This window comes from Pseudomonas protegens, assembly GCF_003363755.1.
Lineage (GTDB): Bacteria > Pseudomonadota > Gammaproteobacteria > Pseudomonadales > Pseudomonadaceae > Aquipseudomonas > Aquipseudomonas danubii.
This window is the reverse complement of sequence record NZ_CP031396.1, coordinates 1663514-1684046: the sequence shown is the minus strand read 5'-3', so window position 1 is coordinate 1684046 and position 20533 is coordinate 1663514. Positions and strand designations below refer to the sequence as shown.

The following is a 20533-nucleotide window of genomic DNA, read 5'->3' as shown; positions in this document are numbered from 1 at the left end:
AGGAGCGGCCGGACGGCATTGCCCTTGCCGGCGAAGGTGCCTGCACGCTCGTACAGGCCTTCGCCGGCAAGCCGACTCCTACGACTGATGCAGTATTACGGCATGTTGATGATCACTTCTTCCTGCCACTTCTGCGGCAGGGACTTGGAGGTTTTCTCCCAGGCATCGGCGTCCTTGATCGGGGTTACGTGCTTGTATTGCTCGTTGGGCAGCAGGTTGGCCTGGACGTCCGCCGGCAGAGTCAGATGCTCGGCCCGGATCGGGCGCGCATTGCCGCGAGCCAGGTTGGTCTGGCCGGCATCGCTGAAGATGTACTCGCGGGTCAGCTTGGCGGCGTTGGGATGCTTGGCGTATTTGTTGATGATGGTGGTGTAGCCGGAGATGACCGAGCCGTCGGATGGGATCAGCACTTCGTAGTCATCCTTGTTGACCATCTTGTTGCGGTAGCTCAGGCCGTTGAAATCCCAGACCACGCCCACTTCCACTTCACCTTTCTCCATGGTGGCGATGGTCGGGTTGGCCAGGGACAGGCGCCCCTGCTTGGCGATCTCGGCGAACATCAGCAGCGCCGGCTGGATGTTCTTTTCGTCGCCGCCCTTGGCGATGGCCGCGGCCAGCACGCCGTTGGCGGCTTGGGCTGCGGTGCTCACGTCACCGATGGAGACTTTGTACTTGCCTTTCTCCAGATCTGCCCAGCTCTTCGGCGCCTCAGACCCGTGCAGCAGCTTTTTATTGATGATGAAGGCGATGGTGCCGGTATAGGCCAGCGCCCAGTTGCCGTCTTTGTCCTTGGCCCAGTCCGGGACCTGGGCCCAGGTGCTGGGTTTGTAGGGTTGGGCCACACCCTGCTTGACTGCGATGGGGCCGAAGGCGGCGCCGACGTCGCCGATGTCGGCGCTGGCGTTGTCTTTTTCCGCAGCGAACTTGGCGATCTCCTGGGCCGAACTCATGTCGGTGTCGATGTGCTTGAGGCCATAGATTTTCGCCAGGTCCTCCCAGGTGCCTTTCCAGTTGGCCCAGTCGTCGGGCATGCCGACGCTGTTCACCGCGCCTTCTGCTTTCGCAGCGGCTTCCAGGGTTTTCAAATCGTTGTCAGCAGCCATGGCGGCGGTGCACAGGGCAATGGTCGAACCTAACAGTGATGCCAGGAAAAGCTGTTTCATCCGAAGCTCCTTTGGGCGTGTTCAACGCTGCGTTGTTATCGACGGTCTTGCGGTGGGTTGGTCTAGGTCAGCAATACCTGAGCCAATTTAGGCGTGTTGGATGACACTTTGATGTCGGTGCCAACGGTCGGCGCATGGATTCGGGCGCAGGTTCGGCGCTGCGAAATAAGCGTAGACCATGCCCAAACACCCGTTCTGCAAGGTTCTGGCGGGCAATTTGCAGGTTCACCAGAGGCTCGCTCAGCGGCGTTGTCATCTATCAGTCATATGCATTGCCTAGGCTTTGGACACGGCTGCAGAGCGCTGTCCCGACCACTGCGCTGCCCTGAATCAGTGCTGGTCTAGTCCAGATAGGTAACGTTGATGCGTATTGATGCAACCAAAGCGGTGACAGCCATCGGCCAGGTCCTGCAGGAGCAGATCGCCCATGGTCTGTTGGCACCCGGCAGCAAGCTGCCGGCCGAGCGCAAGCTCAGCGAGTTGTTCGCCACCACCCGCATCACCGTGCGTGAGGCCCTGCTGCAATTGGAGGCCCAGGGGCAGATCTACCGCGAGGAGCGCCGGGGCTGGTTCGTTTCGCCGCCGCGGCTGGCCTACAACCTGATGCAGCGCAGTCACTTCCACGCCATGGTCAGCGCCCAGGGGCGAGTGCCTTCCACTGAGGTGATCTCGGCGCGCCTGCAACCGGCGTCGGCGGCGGTCTGCGCCTGGCTGCAATTACCGGCACTGTCCAGCGTGATCCAGATCTGTCGAGCGCGGCGCATCGATGACCGGCTGGTGCTGTATGTGGAGCACTACCTGAACCCCAAGTACTTTCCACACATTCTCGACCTGGATTTGAACCAGTCGATCACCGAGCTCTATGCCCGGCATTACGACCTGCATTACGGGCGGGTGCGCTTCGAGATTGTGCCCACCTCATTGCAGCCGGAAGCGGCGGCGGCCTTGAAGGTGTCGGTGGGCAGCCCCGGGTTGCGCATCGCCCGGGTCAACTATGACCAGCACGAGCGGCTGATCGACTGTGATCTGGAATTCTGGCGGCATGACGCAATTCACGTGGGCGTTGACGTTCTTTAGACGCCAGTGCCGTTGGCCGGCAAGACGGCGCCTACGGGGTCATTGCTTTTCCGGGGCGCTGCCGGGGGTGATCACCTGGATGCTCATGCGCGGGGTGGCCAGGTCCAGTCCGGCTTCGTCCAGGTGACGCTTGAGGGACAGGTTGAACGCCCGGGACACTTCCCATTGCTTGATCGGCGCGGTCTTGAAGCGGGCCCGTAGGATGGCGCTGCCGGACTCGAAACTCTCCACTCCCTGGATCTCCAGAGGCGACCAGATGTTGCGTCGTTGCAAGGGATCGGTACGCATCTTCTGGCCCACATCGCGCATCAGCTTGATTGCGTCGTCGATCTCCATGTTGTAGGGAATCGCCACGCGAAAGATCGCGTAGCCGAACTCCCGGGAGTAGTTCTTGATGCTCTTGATTTCGCTGAACGGGATGGTGTGCACGATGCCGTCGATGTCCCGCAGGCGCACGGTGCGGATGGTCAGGCCCTCGACGGTGCCCAGGTGACCGCCGACATCCACGTAATCGTCGATGGCCAGGGAGTCCTCGATGATGATGAACAGACCGGTAATCAAGTCTGCCACCAGCGACTGGGCGCCGAAACCGATGGCCAGACCGATGACACCGGCACCGGCCAGCAGCGGTGTGACGTTCATGCCCATGTTGGCCAGGGCGACGATGGTGGCGATGATGAAAATCGCCACGAACAGCACGTTGCGGATCAACGGCATCATGGTCTGTGCGCGGGCGTTGGCCAGGCCCTTGCGCGAGCGGGTCAGGGCGTGATGCACCGCGGTGTCGCTCAAGATCCAGATCAGCCAGGCAAAGATCAGGGTGCCTGCGAGGCTGAACAGCTTGACGCTGACTTCATGGCCGTCGCCTTCGGTGAAGCGGATCAGCGACATGCCCCACACCCGCAGGCCCAGTTCGATGAACGCCAGCCACACCGCCAGATGGGCCAGGGTATAGAAGAAGCTTTTCAACCGTTCGGAATACAGCGCATGGCGCTTGTGCCCACGCTGGGGCTTGAGGGCGTGGCGCCGCACCAGGCCGTTGATCACCATGCACAGCACCAGCAGCACCGTGCACAACAGTGACTGGCGCAGGGCCGTGCTGGTGTCGCCGGCGGAAACGAAGGTGGCGAACAGCGAAATGCCCACCAGCACCAGGGCGGGGAGATACCAGAAGGTGCCAATGATTTCGATGGTGTCGCTCAAGGCGCGGCGGGTCAGGCGCCGGGACAACGGTTGGTTGCGGATCAGGTGCGCGATCGGCCGGCGAAAGCGCAGGATGAATACCCCGGTGGACAGCGCCGCCATGACATTGGCGAAAGTCGCTGCGGTATGGGCCAGGTGTTGGCCGAGGCTGGCCACCATCCGAGGGTCGCTCAGGGCCTCGCCGAACGCGGCGAAGCTGCCGATCCACCACAGTGGTCGGAACGCCTGGCGGCGCAGGATATACAGGGCACGATGACGATGCGGACCATCGAGGACGGAAAACGCCACCACACAGATCGCCGAAAAACAGGTGCCCACCACCAGGGCGTAGGCCAGGACCATGGCCAGGTCCTTGCCCAATGACGAGGGCAGGGAGTAGGTCATGTAGACGGTGATCAGCAGAGCGATCAGCCAGGGGCCGAGCTTGCGCAGGGCGAAGCGCAGCAAGTCCCAGGTCTTGGGGTGCTGGGGCAGTTCTTCGGTGAGACCGAAACGCAGGCGCACCCGGTGGCTGAGCCAGATCAGCGCCGCCGCCAGCAGACTCCAGACCATGAGAATCAGGGCAAAGGCAAAAATGATCGGTAGCCATTGGCTGGCTGGCAGCATCAACGCCGACAGTTCTTCCTGGGCTTGATCGAACTCGTCGGTCCAGCGGTTCAAGGGGCTATCAGCGCCGGAGAACTGTTTCTCCAGGCTCGACAGAGTGCCGCCGATCAGGCCGAGCACGCCTTCTTCAGTGGCGGGCTGGGCTTTTTTCGTGGCGTCCCGGAGCTTTTTCAGATCAGCCAGCAGCTTGGCGCGTTGCTGGTCGTTTTCCAGTGACTTGATCACCTCGTCCAAAGACTGCCCCAGGGGCTCTTCGGCCTGTGGTTGCGGTTTGCTCTGGTTGCCCAGCAGGCCCGGCAGGCCAACCGCCTGCGCACTGCTCAGGGGCAGGAGGGTCAGCAGGCAGACAAGCGCAAAGCAGGGCAGGGCGAAAAGACGAGCGAACACTGGGCGGTCAACCTCGGAGAAAATCGGATCAACCGAGTGTACGAGGCCGCCAAATTCAATGCGAGGGCGAGCGCGGCATTTATTCCGCCAGTTTGGCGAGGATCTTGTAAACCACAGTGCCGAGAATCAGCAGCATGCCGATCCACATGCTGAACACACCGAGGTTCTTGTCCCGGAAGTTGAAGCCGATGGCCAGGAGAATCATGCCCGTGAGAATCGGGATGAGCATGGAGTGGAACGCAGACATCGAGATCATGGCGACGGCCTTGTCAGGAAGAGTACTCATAAGTCTAGGTCGCTTTACCGCGCCCCGGGTTGATGTGTATCAGAAACCGGCGGGGCCCCCTGAGGGGCGCCCGCGGTGACAACTCAGGGCAGTTCGTGGCTGGCGTAGAAGGCGCTCAGCACCTTTACCAGGTGGGCCAGGTCATGGCTGCCACAGAGTTCACGGATCGAGTGCATGGCGAAGGTCGGCAAGCCGATGTCGACAGTGCGCACGCCCAGGTGGCTGGCGGTGATCGGGCCGATGGTCGAGCCGCAACCCATGTCGCTACGCACCACGAAGCTCTGCACCGGGACTTCCTCGGCCATGCACAGATGGCGGAAGAAACCGGCGGTTTCGCTGTTGGTGGCGTAGCGCTGGTTGCTGTTGACCTTGATCACCGGGCCGGCATTGAGTTTCGGGCCGTGATTGGCGTCGTGCTTGTCAGCGTAGTTGGGGTGCACGCCGTGAGCGTTGTCTGCGGAAATCAGCAGCGATTTCTGGATGGTACGGACGAACTCGTCGCCTTCGGGCAGCAGGCGGCGCAGGGTCTGTTCGAGCATCGGGCCATCGGCGCCGCAAGCCGAGCAGGAGCCGACTTCTTCATGGTCGTTGCACACCAGTACGCAGGTTTCCTCGCTGTCGGCTGTCAACAGGGCCTGCAGCCCGGCGTAGCAGGACAGCAGGTTGTCCAGGCGTGCGCCGGCAATGAAGTCACCGTGCAGGCCGATCACCGCCGCGCTCTGGGTGTCGTAGAAACTCAGCTCGTAGTCCAGCACCACATCGGCGTTCAGACCGTGTTCGCGGGCCAGTTGGTCGGTCAGGACCGCGCGGAAATCCACACGTTCGTCACCGGCAAACTGGGCAAGGATCGGCGGCAATTCGTTCTGCGCGTTGATCGCCCAGCCCTGATTGGCTTCACGATTGAGGTGGATGGCCAGGTTGGGAATGATCGCGATGGGGGCCTTGAAGTCGATCAGTTGGCTTTCCACCTTGCCATCGCGGCGGAAGGTTACGCGGCCGGCCAGTGACAGGTCACGGTCGAACCAGGGAGCCAGCAGTGCGCCGCCATAGACTTCCACACCCAGTTGCCAGAAACCCTGGCGCTGCAGTTCAGGCTGAGGCTTGACCCGCAGGCAGGGGCTGTCGGTGTGGGCGCCCACCAGGCGGATGCCGCCTTGCAGGGGCGAATGTCGGCCCAGCTTGAAGGCGACGATGGAGGAGTCGTTGCGGGTGACGTAGTAGCGGCCGTTGGCTTCGGTGGTCCACGGCTCGCGCTCGTCGAGGCGCTGGTAACCTGCCGCTTCCAGACGTTGAACAAGGCTGGCAGTGGCATGGAAAGGGGTAGGGGAGGCCTTGAGGAAGTCGATCAGGCCTTGGTTCAACTCTTCGCGCATAAGTAGCTCCAGACAGCAGTGGCGCGAGTTTAACGTATAGCAGGGCACTGTAGGAGCCGGCTTGCCGGCGAAGCGGTTGTCGACCTGGGGGATGGTCGTCAGGGGGCCTTCGCCGGAAAACCCGCTCCTGCAGAACGCTGTCAGAAGGGCGCGGGGCAATCGAAGCGCAGGCGCTCACCGGTCTGGGGATGAGTGAAGCTGAGCATGCTGGCATGCAGGCACAGCCTTGGCCAGGCGGCTAAGGCCTGCGGGTGGGCGTAGAGGCCATCGCCCAGTAGTGGGTGCCCGATGGACAGCATGTGTACCCGCAACTGATGAGAGCGGCCGGTGATTGGGGTCAGCTCGACCCGGCACCAGTCGCCGCAGCGCTCCAGCACTCGCCAGAAGGTCAGGGCGTGCTTGCCGAATTCGTGGTCCACCACATGCCGGGGTTTGGTTGGCGGGTCATAGCGCAAGGGCAGATCGATGCTGCCGCTGTCCAGTTCCGGCTGGCCCCAGCACAGGGCGGTGTAGGCTTTTTCGGTTTCGCGGTCATGAAACTGTCGCGACAGTTCGCGATGGGTGTCTGCGTCCCGGGCCAGGAGAATGATCCCTGAGGTTTCCCAATCCAGTCGGTGGACGATACGGGCTTCGGGGTAGCCGTTTTCTTGCAGGCGAGTGATCAGGCAGTCCTTGTTGTCGTCGGCGCGACCGGGGACTGAAAGCAGCAGGGTGGGTTTGTTCACCACCAGGACGGCGGGGTCCTGATGCAGGATGTGGATATTCGACAACGGCATTAAAACAGCCTCGTAACAAACGCCAACGGCGGCTCGCCGACCTCAATGCTATGCATGAAGTCAGCGAGCCGCCGTGGCTCCCGTCGGATCAATCAGCGATCAGGCAGGGTGATATTGAGTTCCAGGATCGAGCAACTGCCCTGGTTTTCCAGAGCGACGTGCACGTCGTCGGACCCGATATTGACGTACTTGCGGATCACTTCCACCAGTTCCTTCTGCAAGGCGGGCAAGTAATCAGGGGTGCTGCGCTGGCCGCGTTCATGCGCCACGATGATCTGTAGACGCTCTTTCGCTACCGACGCGGTGCTGACCTTTTTGCTGGCACGAAAGAAGTCAAAAAGATTCATTATCTACCTCCAAACAGGCGCTCGAAGAATCCCTTCTTCTCGACATCAAGGAACCGGTGTTCCACGGTTTTGCCCAGCAAACGATCGACCGCGTCGCTGTAGGCCTGGCCCGCATCGCTCTGGTCGTCGAGAATCACCGGCACGCCCTGGTTGGAAGCCTTGAGCACGGCCTGGGATTCCGGAATCACGCCCAGCAGGGTCACTGCGAGAATTTCTTTGACGTCTTCAACGCCAAGCATTTCGCCATTGCTGACGCGCTCCGGGTTGTAACGGGTCAACAGCAGGTGCTCCTTGATCGCGTCTTCGCCTTTTTCGGCGCGGCGGGACTTGCTGGCCAGCAGGCCGAGCATACGGTCGGAGTCGCGGACCGAGGAGACTTCAGGGTTGGTCACGACAATCGCTTCGTCGGCGAAGTACATGGCCAAGTGGGCGCCTTTCTCGATACCGGCTGGGGAGTCGCAGACCACGAACTCGAAAGTTTCCTTGAGTTCCATCAGGACTTTTTCCACGCCTTCCAGGGTCAGCGCGTCTTTGTCGCGGGTCTGGCTGGCGGCCAGTACGTAGAGGTTTTCCAGGCGCTTGTCTTTGATCAGGGCTTGCTGCAGGTTGGCTTCGCCATTGACCACGTTGACGAAGTCATACACCACGCGACGCTCGCAACCCATGATCAGGTCGAGGTTACGCAGGCCGACGTCGAAGTCGACGATAACTGTTTTGTGACCACGCAGAGCGAGGCCGGTACCGATAGCGGCGCTGGTGGTGGTTTTACCCACACCACCCTTGCCGGATGTAACCACGAGAATCTTGGCCAAGGTGTTTCACCCCTAAGGAAAAAGGACTTTTAGCCCCTGAAAAACATCTCTTGAAAACTACTGCAGTCGGACAGCCTTGGCTGGAGCTCGGTCAGCGGCAGGGTTTATCGTCGATAAACTCTGCTGATTGCCAATTTCCTACTTCGTTTGAGCCGTAATCGCTACGTTTTAGAGATGCTTGGAAAATGCGGCAGTATCCGTTAAAGACGTGTGATGTTCAACACGTCACCCGACAGGCTGACCTGGACTCCAGAGCCCCACAAAGGGTCGCGCCGCAGGTCTTCGGAAACCTTGTACTGACCGGCGATGGAGATCAGTTCAGCGCTCAATTGCTGACAGAAAATCCGTGCCTTGGTGTCACCTTTGACGCCAGCCAGCGCCCGACCACGCATTGGGCCGTATACATGGATATTGCCATCGGCGAGAAGTTCCGCGCCGGGGCTGACCGAGGACACCACCACCAGATCGCCACCTTGGGCATAGATCTGCTGTCCGCCGCGTACTGGCGAAGTGATGATGCGGGTCGGTTTGACGGTTGGTTCAGGCGGCTTTTCCGGTACTTTCTTGACCTCGCTTTCCGGCGGATCGAGTGGGCGCTCCCGAGCACCGGAAGGTGGCAGTACTGGCAGATCGACGGCGATGGCTGCTGCAATGTCTTCAATCCGGCTGGCGCGGATTGCCAGGGTACGCAGACCGTGCTGGCGGCAGACACGCATGAGCCCGGGCAGATCCACCGAGCCCTCGGCAGCAGGCAGCTTGTCCAGCGCCAGTACCAGTGGCGCGTTGCTGAAGAAGTTTGGCGCCTGGGCGACCTTCGCGGCCAGTTGGCGATCGAGGCCTTCAAGGTCGTTGCGGGCCAGTTCCAGCACCGTGATGGCGAGCATGCTGCCCTTTAACTGGAACACAGGATCTTGGTCTAGCGATTCGGTTTGGCTCATGGTCTGCAGAAGGCGGCTTGTCACTAAAAGTGCCGAGACTTATAACGAGATCGCCCGCGCCCCGCAAGCCAGGTCGAACCGATGTAGAATGCGCGACCTTGTTGTCTGTCCCGGAATCTGTAATGGATCGCCCGCGTTTTCGAGCTGCATTCTTGTCTCCACGTTTCTGGCCGCTGTGGCTGGGACTTGGCGTGTTATGGCTGATCGTCCAGCTGCCTTATCCCGTGCTCCTGCAAATCGGTCGCGCCCTGGGGGCGTTGATGTACCGAGTAGCTGGCGATCGACGGTCTATCGCCCGACGCAATCTGGAACTGTGTTTCCCGGAAAAAACCGCCGCAGAGCGCAAGCGCCTGCTCAAGGAAAACTTCGCCTCCACCGGGATCGCCTTCTTCGAAATGGCCATGAGCTGGTGGTGGTCCAGGCAGCGTCTGGCGCGCCTGGCCCATGTCGAAGGCCTGGAACACCTCAAGCAGGCCCAGCGCGAAGGTCACGGGGTGATTCTCATGGCCCTGCACTTCACCACCCTGGAAATTGGCGCGGCGCTGCTGGGGCAGCAGCACACCATCGATGGCATGTACCGCGAGCACAAGAACCCGCTGTTCGATTTCATTCAGCGTCGTGGCCGCGAGCGACACAACCTGGATTCCCTGGCCGTGGAACGAGAGGACGTGCGCGGCATGCTCAAGCTGCTGCGTTCCGGTCGGGCCATCTGGTATGCACCGGACCAGGACTATGGCGCCAAGCAGAGCCTGTTCGTGCCGTTGTTCGGCATCCAGGCGGCTACCGTGACCGCCACCAGCAAGTTCGCCCGCCTGGGCAAGGCGCTGGTCGTGCCTTTCACCCAGGAGCGCCTGGCCGATGGCAGCGGCTATCGCCTGGTGATTCATGCACCCCTGACGGATTTTCCCGGTGCCACTGAAGAAGAGGATTGCCTGCGGATCAATCAGTGGGTGGAAAGTGCGTTGCGCGCCTGTCCCGAGCAGTACCTCTGGGCCCATCGACGCTTCAAGAGCCGGCCGCCGGGCGAGCCCAAGCTTTACAAGAAGCGCGGTTGACCACCTGGCATTGATTGCCGGACCTTGTGCGCCACGGATGGAGTGAGTTGATGAGTGTTGCGCAACCGATCACAGGTTTGATTCTTTCCGGCGGTGGTGCCCGGGCCGCCTATCAGGTGGGCGTGCTGGCGGCGATTGCCGAGCTGTTGGGGCCTGGGGCGCGCAATCCGTTTCCGGTGATCGTTGGTACCTCTGCCGGGGCTATCAATGCGGTCAGCCTGGCCAGTGGGGCCACGGATTTTCCCGCGGCAATCGAACGCCTCACGGCATTCTGGCGCAGCTTTCGCAGCGATCAGGTGATGCGCAGCGATTGGCCGGGAGTGATTCGCCAAGCCAGTCGTTTTGTCGGCCATAGCCTGTTGGGGCTCGGTGCACAGGTGCCGGTGGCGCTGATCAACAACTCGCCGCTGCGTGACCTGCTCAATCAGCACATGCATCTTTCGGGCATCAACCAGGCCATTTCCCAAGGCCAACTGCATGCGGTAGCGGTGACGGCTTTCGGCTACGAATCCGGACAGGCGGTGACTTTTTATCAAGGTGGTGGGGTCATCGATCCCTGGTTGCGTCATCGGCGCATCGGCGTTCCCACGCAGCTGACGGTGGACCACCTGCTGGCCAGCGCGGCGATCCCCTTGCTGTTCGCGCCAGTGAAGCTTGACCAGGAGTATTTCGGCGACGGTGCCGTGCGCCAGTCGGCGCCCATCAGCCCGGCGTTGCACCTGGGGGCCAGCCGCGTGCTGGTGGTGGGGGTCAGTGGCAACCCGCGGGGCAATGATCCAGACGCCACCCGGCAGCGTTCTTACACCGGGCAGCAGCCGACTCTGGCGCAGATTGGTGGCCATATGCTCAACAGCACCTTCATTGACAGCCTGGAAAGCGATATCGAACTGCTGGAGCGGCTCAATCATTTCAGTCGACTGTTACCTGGCAGTGCGGCGGATCGCGGCTTGGGTATTGCGCCGGTGGAAGTGCTGGTGATTGCCCCGAGTCAGCCGATCGACGAAATAGCGGCGCGGCACCGGCAGGAGTTGCCAGCGGCACTGCGCTTGTTCCTGCGCGGACCGGGGGCAACCCGGACCAGTGGTGCCGGGGTCCTGAGCTATTTGCTGTTCGAGGCGTCGTATTGCAGCGAGTTGATCGAACTGGGGCGCAGTGACGCCCTGGCCAAGGGCGAGGAGTTGGCGCGGTTTCTGGGCCTTAAGGGTTGAAGCCCGGGCTCAGCCGATGAGCCCGGGATTTTCCCAGCCTGAGGTCAGTGAGGCAGGTAGTCCTGGATGAACTGGCGGATTACACCGATAAAATCCTCGTCCGCGGTAAAACCCAGCTCGCTGGCATATCTGGCACTGAAGGCTCCCGGCCAGGAGCCGACGATGCGTTCGATCCTGGCGTCCGGGCGTAGCTGAATACGCTGGGCAACTTCGTCTCCGGCCACTTCCCGCAGCGCGTCGATCATCTGCGCCACGGTCAGCGACAGACCGGGCATGTTGATCACTCGGCCCTGACTCAAGCGCTCTGCGGCCAGCTCATGACCATGGATCAGGTTGGCAATGGCCCGGGCTGGAGACATCAACCAGAGTCGGGTATCCGGGGCCACCGGGCAGACACTGGCCTGGCCATTGAGGGGTTCGCGGATGATACCGCTGGCGAAGCTGGACGCCGCCAGGTTCGGTTTGCCTGGCCGCACCACGATGGTGGGCATGCGCAGGCTGCGACCATCGACGAAGCCGCGTCGGCTGTAATCGGCGAGCAGCAGGTCATTCATGGCTTTCTGGGTCCCGTAGGAGCTTTGCGGAGCCCAGACCTGATCATCGTCGACGTTCTCCGGCAGTTGCCCACCGAAGACGGCCACAGAACTGGTCATCACCCACTTTGGGCAGGAGCCCAGCTGACGCACCCGTTCCAGCAGACCTTGGGTCGCACTGAAGTTGACCCGCATGCCCAGTTCGAAATCGCCTTCCGCCTGGCTGGAGACCACGGCGGCCAGGTGAAAGATGCTATCGGTGTCGGCGTCGATCAGTTTGGCCAGCACCTGTTCATCGCTAATGTCTCCTTCCTTGACCTGCACCCGTGGGTCATCGAGGCCCTGCACGGGCTCGCGGTCAAATGCGGTAATGCGCTTGATGGGCTGCAATTGGCCGTGACGGTCGGTGAGTGTGCCCCGTTGCAGCAAGGCTTCGATCAACCGCCGTCCGAGAAAGCCGGCCGCGCCGGTGACAAGAATATTCATGAGTGGCTCCAAGTGTTCAGCGATTGACGAGTTTTCCGGGAATCTTGAAGACCAGCAGGGCGCCGATGAACAACGCGCTGGCCATGACGTACATGCCGATGGTGGTGCTTTGGGTCAGGTCTTTGAGAAAGCCCATCAGGTAGGGCGAGACAAAGCCGGCGAGGTTGCCCCAGGAGTTGATCAGGGCAATGCCGGCGGCGGCCGCGGTGCCGCCGAGAAAGGCCGTGGGCAGGCTCCAGAACAGCGGCAGGGTGCTGAAGGCGCCCATGGCCCCCAGGGTCAGGCCGATCATCGATACCGTGAAGTTGTCACTCCAGGTGGCGGAAATCATCAGGCCGATACCGCCAAGCACGGCGGTCAGCGCCAGATGCCAACGGCGTTCGCGCAAGCGGTCGGCGCTGCGGGAGATCAGCACCATGGTCAGCGCTGCCGCGGCATAGGGAATCGCCGTGAGCATGCCGACCTCGAACACGTCGCTGACGCCGGCCTGGCGAATCAGCGAGGGCAGCCAGAAGCCAACGGTGTAGAAGCCGGCGATCATGCAGAAATAGATGGCGGTCAGCAGCCAGATCCGGGGTTGCCCGAACACTTGCCTGACGCTGTGAACCTGATGGCCGTCGGCCTCGGCCTCGATTCGGGCCTGCAGCAGGTTTTTTTCTTGGCGGGTCAACCAGCCCGCGTCGGCGATACGGTCGCTGAGGCAGTAGATCACCAGGCCGCCCACCAGGATCGACGGCAAGCCTTCGAGGAAGAACATCCATTGCCAGCCTGCAAAGCCCTGGTGGCCATTGAGGGCACTCATGATCCAGCCGGACAGCGGCGCGCCAATCAACCCCGAAAGCGGTACTGCGGTAGCGAACAGGGCGTACATCTTGCCGCGGCGGTTGGAAGGGAACCAGTACGACAGATAGAGGATGACCCCCGGATAGAACCCGGCCTCGGCGATGCCCAACAGAAAGCGCATCACATAGAAAGAGGTAGGGGTGCTGACGAAAGCCATGCACGAGGAAATGATGCCCCAACTGATCATGATGCGAGCGATCCACAGGCGCGCACCGACCCGATGCAGGATCAGGTTGCTGGGAATTTCCACCAGAAAGTAGGCGATGAAGAAAATCCCCGCGCCCAGCCCGTAGACCGCTTCGGAAAATTGCAGGTCTTCGGACATCTGCAACTTGGCGAAGCCGACGTTGACTCGATCCAGGTAGGCCACCAGGTAGCACAGCAGCAGCAACGGCAGGATGCGCCAGGCGACTTTGCGATAGGCCAGGTCTTCAAAGGAAACGGTGGGGGAGCGGGCGGCAGTTTGCGACAGTGATTCAGTCATGTCTTTACCCATCCTTTTTTCTTGTATTTGGGTGATTTTGTTTTTATCGGACTTGCTGAGGCGTCTTAGATATCATAATACATCATACGAATTCAACGGCCGGATACCGAGCGGGACGGCGTGCATGAAATGCAGTACCGTTAGCCACTTTGAATACAGAGATACCCATGTCCAAGCCTGACAACTCTTCCCTCGCCGTCGACTCCCTGGCGACGCTCAAGGATGCGGCCAAGGGCACCCTGGCGGATCAAGTGACTGCGGCACTCAAGGCGCATATCGCCAGTGGCGAGGCCCTGCCGGGTTCGCGGCTGCCCACCGAGCCGGTTATGTGCGAGCGTTTCGGGGTCAGCCGTACGGTCATCCGCGAGGCGATTTCGCGCTTGAAGTCGGCCGGGCTGGTGGAGGTGCGCCAAGGTAGCGGCACCGTGGTCAGCGAGGGCGCGCATATCAAGGCCTTCACTATCGATCTGGATGTACGCGGGTCGATCGAGGCGGTTCTGCGGGTGACTGAACTGCGACGTGGTATCGAGGGCGAGGCGGCAGCGCTGGCGGCGCAGCGGCACACCCCCGAGCAACTGCAGGCGATCCATCAGGCATTGCTGGCCATCGATGTGGCCGAGCAGGCCGGCCAGGACGGCGTGGAGCAGGACCTGGCGTTTCACTTGTCGATTTCCCAGGCCACCGGCAATCCGCTGTATCCCTCATTGCATGAGTTCATTGCCCAGTTCATCAAGGAGGCGATCCGCATTACCCGTTCCAATGAGGAGCGGCGCCGGGATCTGGCGCACTCGGTGCGCGATGAGCATTTCGCGGTCTATGGGGCCATCGCCGCGCGTGATGTCGACGGGGCGCGGCAAGCAGCGCTGAGCCACATCCACAATGCGGTGGAGCGGCTCAAGAGTGCCGATCCGGGATTCTGGCGGGACTCCGGATCACGTCTTGCCTGATAGGCAGCGTCGCGCTGGCCCATCAGTCTGAGTGGCCGGCTCTCATCGGAACATGAGGGCCGGCCGTCTCAGGGGGTATCAGAAGTGGTATTTGACCAACAGGCTGGCGGTGTCCTGGTTGGTCTCGAAGTTACGCGAATCCTTGATGCCGTATTTGTTCTTCCAGTAGTCGTACTCGAAACCGACGTACAGCTGCTTGGCGCCCCAGTTCAGTGCCTTGCCCAGGTCATATTTGATCTGTGGGTTGAAGTGCAGGTTGGCGTGGTAGGTGCCTTTGGCGTTCTGGTCGTTGTCCACCACCCAGTCCATGAAACCGTCGATCAGGATGTCCGAGCGGCCCACGGGAATGGTGTAGGACCACACCGGAGTGATCTGCCAGACGTTGTCACCCGCGCGGCTGCCTTCGGTGTGGCGCTGGTAGAAGTTCAGCTGGAAGTAGTCGAAGCCCGGTACTGCCAGGTCGAAGCCCGGGCCGATCAGGTAGGACTCATTGTCGCCTTCGCCGAATTCGTAAGTGAACGCCAGGAGCACGTCCTTGATCGGGCCGAATTCCAGTTTCTGGTCGAAGATCTTGCCGAACGACAAGCGTGGCGAGAACTCGCCGTAGTAGGTGTCCGGGCCGACATTGCCGTCTTCCTTGCCGTTGTAGAAGATGCGGTCGAGGAAAAAGAAGTTGTCCCCGTACTTCCAGGCGTCGGCGTGTTCGAAGGTGACCGTCTGTTGAATCTGCGGGTTGACTTCGAAGTTCTTGCCATACAAGTAAGTCAGGCTGTTGTTCTGCCATTGCAACAGGTCGCCAGCCACGGCCTGCCCCCCGGCCAGCAGACTGGTGGCCAACATCAGGCTCTTGCACATCGATTTCATTCGGTTGCTCCCAAGTAGGTAGTTCCACGTTTTTTTTGGCTTGACGCTCTGGTGTGGCGCCTTTTTTCTTTGCTGTAAAAAACCATCTGATCGGTCAGCTTTGTTGCTTTTAGCAAGAGCTGAGCCAAGGCCGAAAAAAAGCAAAAAACTCCCGTCCAGCTGTAGCGATACAGCCGGGCGAGAGTGTTTTCGCGATATTTTCGGGCGCCTTGTTACCTGTCCAGGCCGGGATAAGTTGGCTCTTGGGTCAGGTTTTTCATCCGGGCTTTTTTTTAGACCAGATTTGCGCGGCCGCGGAGAATACTGGCTCTCACGGCAGGGCTCAAGTGCGCCGCAACGGCGCACTTGCAACCACTTTGGGGCAGGCCGGCCGGCCATATCAGGCAGGTATCCGTAATGAAGGGCAATAGCCGGGCAATGATCGCTGGCCATCGGGGCGATGGGCCGGCGCCAATGGCCATGGAGCGGCCACCGCCAGAGGGGCCTGGGCAGGCTGCATAGGAGTGCTCCCTGTTTGTTTTTATTGTCAAGGCGCGGCGTCTGTGGGCGGCGCTCGGTCCTGGGGGCCGAGCGCTGCATTCAAGCGTGAACGGTGTAGCGGCCCCCGGGCGCTGAACCGGCGCCCGGGGGGGGGGCGACTCAATGCTGATGAGCGTGGTGGGCGCTGTTGGCCGCGCGCTCGCTGCCGCCGAGGATGTTGAACAGCAGGTTCAGCACCAGGGCACTCAAGGTCGCCATGGCAATGCCGCTGTGGGTGATGGGGCTCATCCACAGCGGCAGGTGGGCAAAGAACTCCGGGCGGACCACGGGAATTAGGCCCATTCCGATGCTCACAGCCACCAGCAACTGATTGCGGCGGTCAGCGATGTCGGCTTCCTGGAGGATCTTGATCCCGGTGGCGGCCACCATGCCGAACATGGCGATGGCTGCGCCGCCCAGTACCGCTGGAGGAATCGAGGCCACCAGGAACGCTGCTTTGGGCAGCAGGCTGAGGATGATCAGCAGGCCACCGGCGACGATGGTCACGGAACGGCAGCGCACCCCGGTCATCTGCACCAGGCCGATGTTCTGGGCGAAGGAAGAGTGGGTGAAGGTGTTGAGGAAACCGGCGAAGAACGACGCCCCGGCATCACACAGCAGGCCGCGGCGCAGCATGCGCGGGGTGACCTCCTGGCCGGTGATCTTGCCCAGGGCCAGGAACATCCCGGTGGACTCGACGAAGATGATCACCACCACCAGGCACATGGACAGGATGGGGGCAAGATGGAACTGCGGCATGCCGAAGTGCAGCGGCGTGACCACCTGCAGCCAGGGCGCCTGGGCCATGCCACTGAGGTCAACCATGCCGATCAGGCCGCAGAGGATGTAGCCCAGGCCCATGCCGATCAGCACGGAAATATTGACCCAGAAGCCACGCATGAAGCGATGGATCAACAGGATAGTGCCCAGCACCAGCGCGGCGATAGCCAGGTAGATGGGTGACCCGAATTGCGCGGCAGCGCTGCCGCCGCCGGCCCAGTTCACCGCCACTGGAAACAGTGACAAACCGATCGAGGTGATGACCGTCCCAGTGACCAGGGGCGGGAAGAACCGCACCACCTTGGACATGAACGGCGCAATCAGCATGCCGAAGAACCCTGCGGCGATGGTCGCACCGAAAATCCCCTGCATGCCGATCCCAGGCATGCCGGCCATGGCCACCATGCTGCCGACGGCGGCGAAGCTGGCCCCCATCATCACCGGCATGCGAATGCCCATGGGGCCGATGCCCAGTGACTGGACGATGGTGGCGATCCCCGCTACCAGCAGGTCGGCATTGATCAGGAAGGCGATTTCTTCACGACTCAGGCCCGCGGCCTGTCCGATGATCAGCGGCACCGCAATTGCACCGCCGTACATCAGCAGAACGTGTTGCAGACCGACCAGGATCAGTTGCAAGAAGGGCAGACGCTGAATGGCGGGCGCATCGGGGACGCACTGTTCGGATGAATCGGACATGCAACACCTCGGATCTTTTTATTCTTGTGATTTAACCGCTGCGTCTTTACGCGCAGCGTGTCTGCAACGGGTGAAGCTTGAGCGGCTGATGGCAATCAAGCCCGCCCCTACAGATGAGTCCGGTTCTGTAGGGGCGAGCTTGCTCGCGAATCGGCCCGGCGACAGGCGCTGATCAGTTGGTCTGGGCGCCCTGGGCAATCCAGGCACCGATCAGTTCACGTTCCTGTTGGGTCATCTGAGTGATGTTGCCCAATGGCATGATCTGACTGGCGACGGACTGGGCCTGGATACGTGCGGCTTGCAGGCGGATCTGTTCCGGGGTATCGAACATCACCCCGGCCGGTGCCGTGCTGAACAGGGGGCTGGTGGGCTTGGCCGAATGGCAAACCGTGCAGCGCTCCTGGATCACGTTATGTACCTTGTCAAAGGATGGCCCGGCACTGGATGCCTGTGCCGGACTTGCCGCTGGAGCCGCCGGGGCTTCTGCGCTGGCTGGCGCCGCGGGTTTGGCACCACCGCCCAGTGCAGTTTCCGGCAGGGGCTGGTACTCGATCTGGCCGGCGGCCTTGGCTACTTCGGGGGCGCTGGGAGCTGGCGTCGGACCAGTCACGTAAGCCAGGCAGATCATGCCCAGTGCAGCAACGGGCAGGGTCCAGGCGAACTTGTGGCTGTCATGCCGGGTGTTGAAGTAGTGACGTACCAGCACCGCCAGGACCGCGATCCCGGCCAGGATCAACCAGTTGTACTGGCTACCGTAGGTGCTCGGGAAGTGGTTGCTGATCATGATGAACAGCACAGGCAGGGTGAAGTAGTTGTTGTGACGCGAACGCAGCAGGCCCTTGGCCGGCAGGGTCGGGTCAGGTGTGCGGTTTTCCGCGATCGCCGCCACCAGTGCGCGCTGGGCCGGCATGATGATGCGGAATACGTTGCCCACCATGATGGTGCCGATGATGGCGCCCACATGCAGGTATGCGCCACGGCCGCTGAACACTTTGCTGAAGCCGTAAGCGGCGGCAATCAGCAGAACGAACAGGATGAAGCCGAGCAGGGCAGGTTTCTTGCCCAATGGCGAATCGCAGAGGAAGTCGTAGACGAACCAGCCGGCAATCAACGCGCCGATACCGATGGCCACGCCTTCAGGGCCGGTCAGGCCGCTGCCGGGGGCAACTAGGTAGAGCATCGGGTTGTAGTAGAACACCAGGCACAGCAGGGCAATCCCCGACAGCCAGGTGAAGTAGGCTTCCCACTTGAACCAGTGCAGGTTCTCCGGCATCGAGGGCGGGGCCAGTTTGTATTTTTCCAGGTGATAGATACCGCCACCGTGAATCGCCCAGAGGTCGCCGGACAGGCCGTCCTTGGGGTTGACGCGATTGAGGTTGTTCTCCAGCCAGACGAAATAGAACGATGCGCCGATCCAGGCCACACCAGTGATCATATGTACCCAACGCACGCTCAGGTTGAGCCATTCCAACAGATGTGCTTCCACAGTCTTTACCTCTTGCCTGTCACCCTTGTTGTCGGGTGATCAGACCTTCTCTTATTGGTGGGGGGCGAGGATCAAACACTCATCCTCTTTGAAGAAATGCTCATCGCAGTTATTGCCTTTGCCACTGCGATCAACCACCAGGAAGTCATCCCGCTTTTCGATCGTCAGCACCGGGTGGTGCCAGACGCCGCGATGGTAATTGATGCCCTGCCTGCCATTACTGACGAAGGCGCGGACCAAGCCTGATACAGGTTCATCGCCAAGTGGCGCGACCACGATCAGAAAGGGGTTGCCGAGCAGCGGAATGAAGGCCTGGCTGCCCAGCGGATGGCGTTCCAGCATGCGGACGGTCAACGGCATTTCCAGCGCGTCGGCGCGGAAGATGCTGATGATCGCCTGGTCCTCCGGCTGGGCGGTTTCAACCGTTGCCAGGCGGTGGAAGCGCATGGTCGAACCATTGTTGATCATGAAGTGATCACTGCCGTCGGTTTCGATCACGTCACCGAAAGGGGCGAAGGCTTCTTTGCTCAGGGGTTCAATCATCAATGTGCGCATGCTGTTCTTCTTATCTTGAGTGTGTTTTGTCTGTTTTGCGGTCATCGCGAGCCAGCTTGCTCCAACAGGTGCGGGCTGGCCTGCGATGGGGGACGTCTATTTCGCGACCTTGCCCAGGAGACGCAAGCGGCTGACGCCACCGTCCGGAAACACGTTCAGGCGGATATGGGTGATCGGCCCCAGGGCTTTGATCTGCTCGACAAAGCTGTGCTCGGCATGCATTTCCAGCTTTTGGCTGGGTAGCAGTTCACGCCAGAACAGGCTCTGGGTTTCGATCTGGCTGTCGGTGCCACCCTTGACGAATGCGCCCTGGATCGAGCAGCTGTCCGGGTAGTTGCCCTTGAAGTGCAGGGTGTCGACGATGATCTTCTCGATTTCGCCGGCATGGCCCAGGGCGACGATCACCCAGTCATTGCCGGGAGTGCGACGGCGGGCCGTTTCCCAGCCGTCGCCCATGTTGATGCCGCGGCCCGGGTTGAGGAGGTTGCCCATGCGTCCGAAGTGTTCGTCGGAACAGGCCAGGGCACGACCGCCGTTTAGGGCCGCAGCCAGGTCGACTTGTTCGTTGTCAGCGATGGCCGACCAGTCGCGGTACGGCGTACCGTAGACCCGCAGGCGCGCTACACCGCCATCCGGATAGATATTGAAGCGCAGGTGACTGAAGGGCTGATGGTTGTTGATCTCGTGGTAGTGATGGCTGTTGCCTTGCAGCTCGACAGCAGACAGCACTTCGACCCACTGGGTGTCTTCGCCAGGTTCGCCTTCGCTGAGGAAGCAGGCTTCCAGGGACGCCGATGGCGGGAAGTTGCCGGTGAAGAACGAGGTGTCGATGTCCACGCCCTTGATCGAGCCTGGCACGCCCAGGCGGATCACTGCGCTGTCGTAGCCTTCGAAGCGCTTGCGACGGGATTCCCAGCCATCCATCCACTTGCCGTTGTCATCGAACACGCCTTCCTTCCAGACAGCCGGGGTTGGCTGGAACAGCCGGTTCGCGTCAGCGAACCAGTCATCGGTGACCGAGATGATCTTGGTGCCCAGGCGCGCGTCGGCCAGGTTGACGAACTTCTCGAAAGGGGCGGCGTAAGCTTTCATTCTTCTTGTCTGCC

19 protein-coding genes are annotated in these 20533 nt (G+C 61.3%); 4 read left to right on the top strand and 15 right to left on the bottom strand.

Translation table 11 applies throughout. The annotated features are described in order from the left end of the window. Positions 1 to 95: 95 nt before the first annotated feature. Positions 96 to 1163, bottom strand: coding sequence for an ABC transporter substrate-binding protein (locus tag DWF74_RS07165; protein ID WP_102860787.1), 1068 nt, complete (start codon positions 1161 to 1163; stop codon positions 96 to 98). Positions 1164 to 1526: 363 nt separating this feature from the next. Between DWF74_RS07165 and DWF74_RS07160 the strand changes: the two genes are divergently transcribed. Beyond that, on the top strand, positions 1527 to 2240 hold the full coding sequence (locus DWF74_RS07160) for a UTRA domain-containing protein (protein ID WP_102860788.1): 714 nt from the start codon (positions 1527 to 1529) through the stop codon (positions 2238 to 2240). A gap of 39 nt (positions 2241 to 2279) precedes the next feature. Here DWF74_RS07160 and DWF74_RS07155 read toward each other — a convergent pair whose 3' ends face one another. The 7 genes from DWF74_RS07155 to minC form a co-directional block, all read right to left on the bottom strand. Beyond that, positions 2280 to 4436, bottom strand: a complete 2157-nt coding sequence (locus DWF74_RS07155) for a mechanosensitive ion channel family protein (protein WP_102860789.1) — start codon at positions 4434 to 4436, stop codon at positions 2280 to 2282. 79 nt (positions 4437 to 4515) lie between these two features. Continuing rightward, entirely contained in the window at positions 4516 to 4722 is a 207-nt protein-coding gene (locus tag DWF74_RS07150; protein ID WP_102860790.1) for a hypothetical protein, read from the bottom strand. A gap of 83 nt (positions 4723 to 4805) precedes the next feature. Then, positions 4806 to 6095, bottom strand: a complete 1290-nt coding sequence (locus DWF74_RS07145; protein WP_077934615.1) for a M18 family aminopeptidase — start codon at positions 6093 to 6095, stop codon at positions 4806 to 4808. A 140-nt stretch (positions 6096 to 6235) separates the two neighbouring features. Further along, the gene (locus DWF74_RS07140; protein WP_102860792.1) at positions 6236 to 6871 is read right to left on the bottom strand and encodes an RluA family pseudouridine synthase; all 636 of its coding nucleotides are present in this window, start codon (positions 6869 to 6871) and stop codon (positions 6236 to 6238) included. A 92-nt stretch (positions 6872 to 6963) separates the two neighbouring features. Then, positions 6964 to 7218 carry a cell division topological specificity factor MinE gene (gene minE / locus DWF74_RS07135; protein WP_007898843.1) on the bottom strand — a complete coding sequence of 85 codons (255 nt, stop codon included), beginning with the start codon at positions 7216 to 7218 and terminating at the stop codon, positions 6964 to 6966. After that, positions 7218 to 8030 carry a septum site-determining protein MinD gene (minD, locus tag DWF74_RS07130; protein WP_011062650.1) on the bottom strand — a complete coding sequence of 271 codons (813 nt, stop codon included), beginning with the start codon at positions 8028 to 8030 and terminating at the stop codon, positions 7218 to 7220. The genes minE and minD overlap by 1 nt, the downstream gene beginning before the upstream one ends. A gap of 200 nt (positions 8031 to 8230) precedes the next feature. Beyond that, positions 8231 to 8968, bottom strand: coding sequence for a septum site-determining protein MinC (gene minC / locus DWF74_RS07125; protein ID WP_102860793.1), 738 nt, complete (start codon positions 8966 to 8968; stop codon positions 8231 to 8233). A gap of 122 nt (positions 8969 to 9090) precedes the next feature. On the opposite strand from minC, the gene DWF74_RS07120 reads away from it, so the two are divergent. Both DWF74_RS07120 and DWF74_RS07115 read left to right on the top strand, forming a co-directional pair. Then, on the top strand, positions 9091 to 10023 hold the full coding sequence (locus tag DWF74_RS07120) for a lipid A biosynthesis lauroyl acyltransferase (protein WP_102860794.1): 933 nt from the start codon (positions 9091 to 9093) through the stop codon (positions 10021 to 10023). Between the two features lie 50 nt (positions 10024 to 10073). Beyond that, positions 10074 to 11231, top strand: coding sequence for a patatin-like phospholipase family protein (locus tag DWF74_RS07115; protein ID WP_102860795.1), 1158 nt, complete (start codon positions 10074 to 10076; stop codon positions 11229 to 11231). A gap of 44 nt (positions 11232 to 11275) precedes the next feature. On the opposite strand, the gene denD is transcribed toward DWF74_RS07115, so the two are convergent. Then, positions 11276 to 12250, bottom strand: coding sequence for a D-erythronate dehydrogenase (gene denD / locus DWF74_RS07110; protein ID WP_102860796.1), 975 nt, complete (start codon positions 12248 to 12250; stop codon positions 11276 to 11278). 16 nt (positions 12251 to 12266) lie between these two features. Next, positions 12267 to 13577 (bottom strand): MFS transporter, encoded by a 1311-nt coding sequence (locus tag DWF74_RS07105; RefSeq protein WP_115580671.1) that lies wholly within the window; start codon positions 13575 to 13577, stop codon positions 12267 to 12269. Positions 13578 to 13744: 167 nt separating this feature from the next. Between DWF74_RS07105 and DWF74_RS07100 the strand changes: the two genes are divergently transcribed. Beyond that, positions 13745 to 14524 carry a FadR/GntR family transcriptional regulator gene (locus tag DWF74_RS07100; protein WP_240322034.1) on the top strand — a complete coding sequence of 260 codons (780 nt, stop codon included), beginning with the start codon at positions 13745 to 13747 and terminating at the stop codon, positions 14522 to 14524. Between the two features lie 78 nt (positions 14525 to 14602). Here the strand turns inward: DWF74_RS07100 and DWF74_RS07095 are convergent, their stop codons facing one another. From DWF74_RS07095 to alc, 5 genes are all read right to left on the bottom strand, one after another. Further along, a complete protein-coding gene (locus DWF74_RS07095; protein ID WP_102880513.1) occupies positions 14603 to 15388 on the bottom strand; it encodes an outer membrane protein OmpK in 786 nt (261 codons plus the stop codon). Positions 15389 to 16027: 639 nt separating this feature from the next. Next, positions 16028 to 17386 carry a nucleobase:cation symporter-2 family protein gene (locus DWF74_RS07090; protein WP_102860799.1) on the bottom strand — a complete coding sequence of 453 codons (1359 nt, stop codon included), beginning with the start codon at positions 17384 to 17386 and terminating at the stop codon, positions 16028 to 16030. A gap of 172 nt (positions 17387 to 17558) precedes the next feature. After that, complete coding sequence (locus DWF74_RS07085; protein WP_110594654.1) at positions 17559 to 18872, bottom strand: urate hydroxylase PuuD; 1314 nt, start codon at positions 18870 to 18872, stop codon at positions 17559 to 17561. Positions 18873 to 18923: 51 nt separating this feature from the next. Then, positions 18924 to 19427 (bottom strand): ureidoglycolate lyase, encoded by a 504-nt coding sequence (locus tag DWF74_RS07080; protein ID WP_102860801.1) that lies wholly within the window; start codon positions 19425 to 19427, stop codon positions 18924 to 18926. A 96-nt stretch (positions 19428 to 19523) separates the two neighbouring features. Then, a complete protein-coding gene (alc, locus tag DWF74_RS07075; protein WP_115580670.1) occupies positions 19524 to 20519 on the bottom strand; it encodes an allantoicase in 996 nt (331 codons plus the stop codon). Between the last annotated feature and the right edge of the window lie 14 nt (positions 20520 to 20533).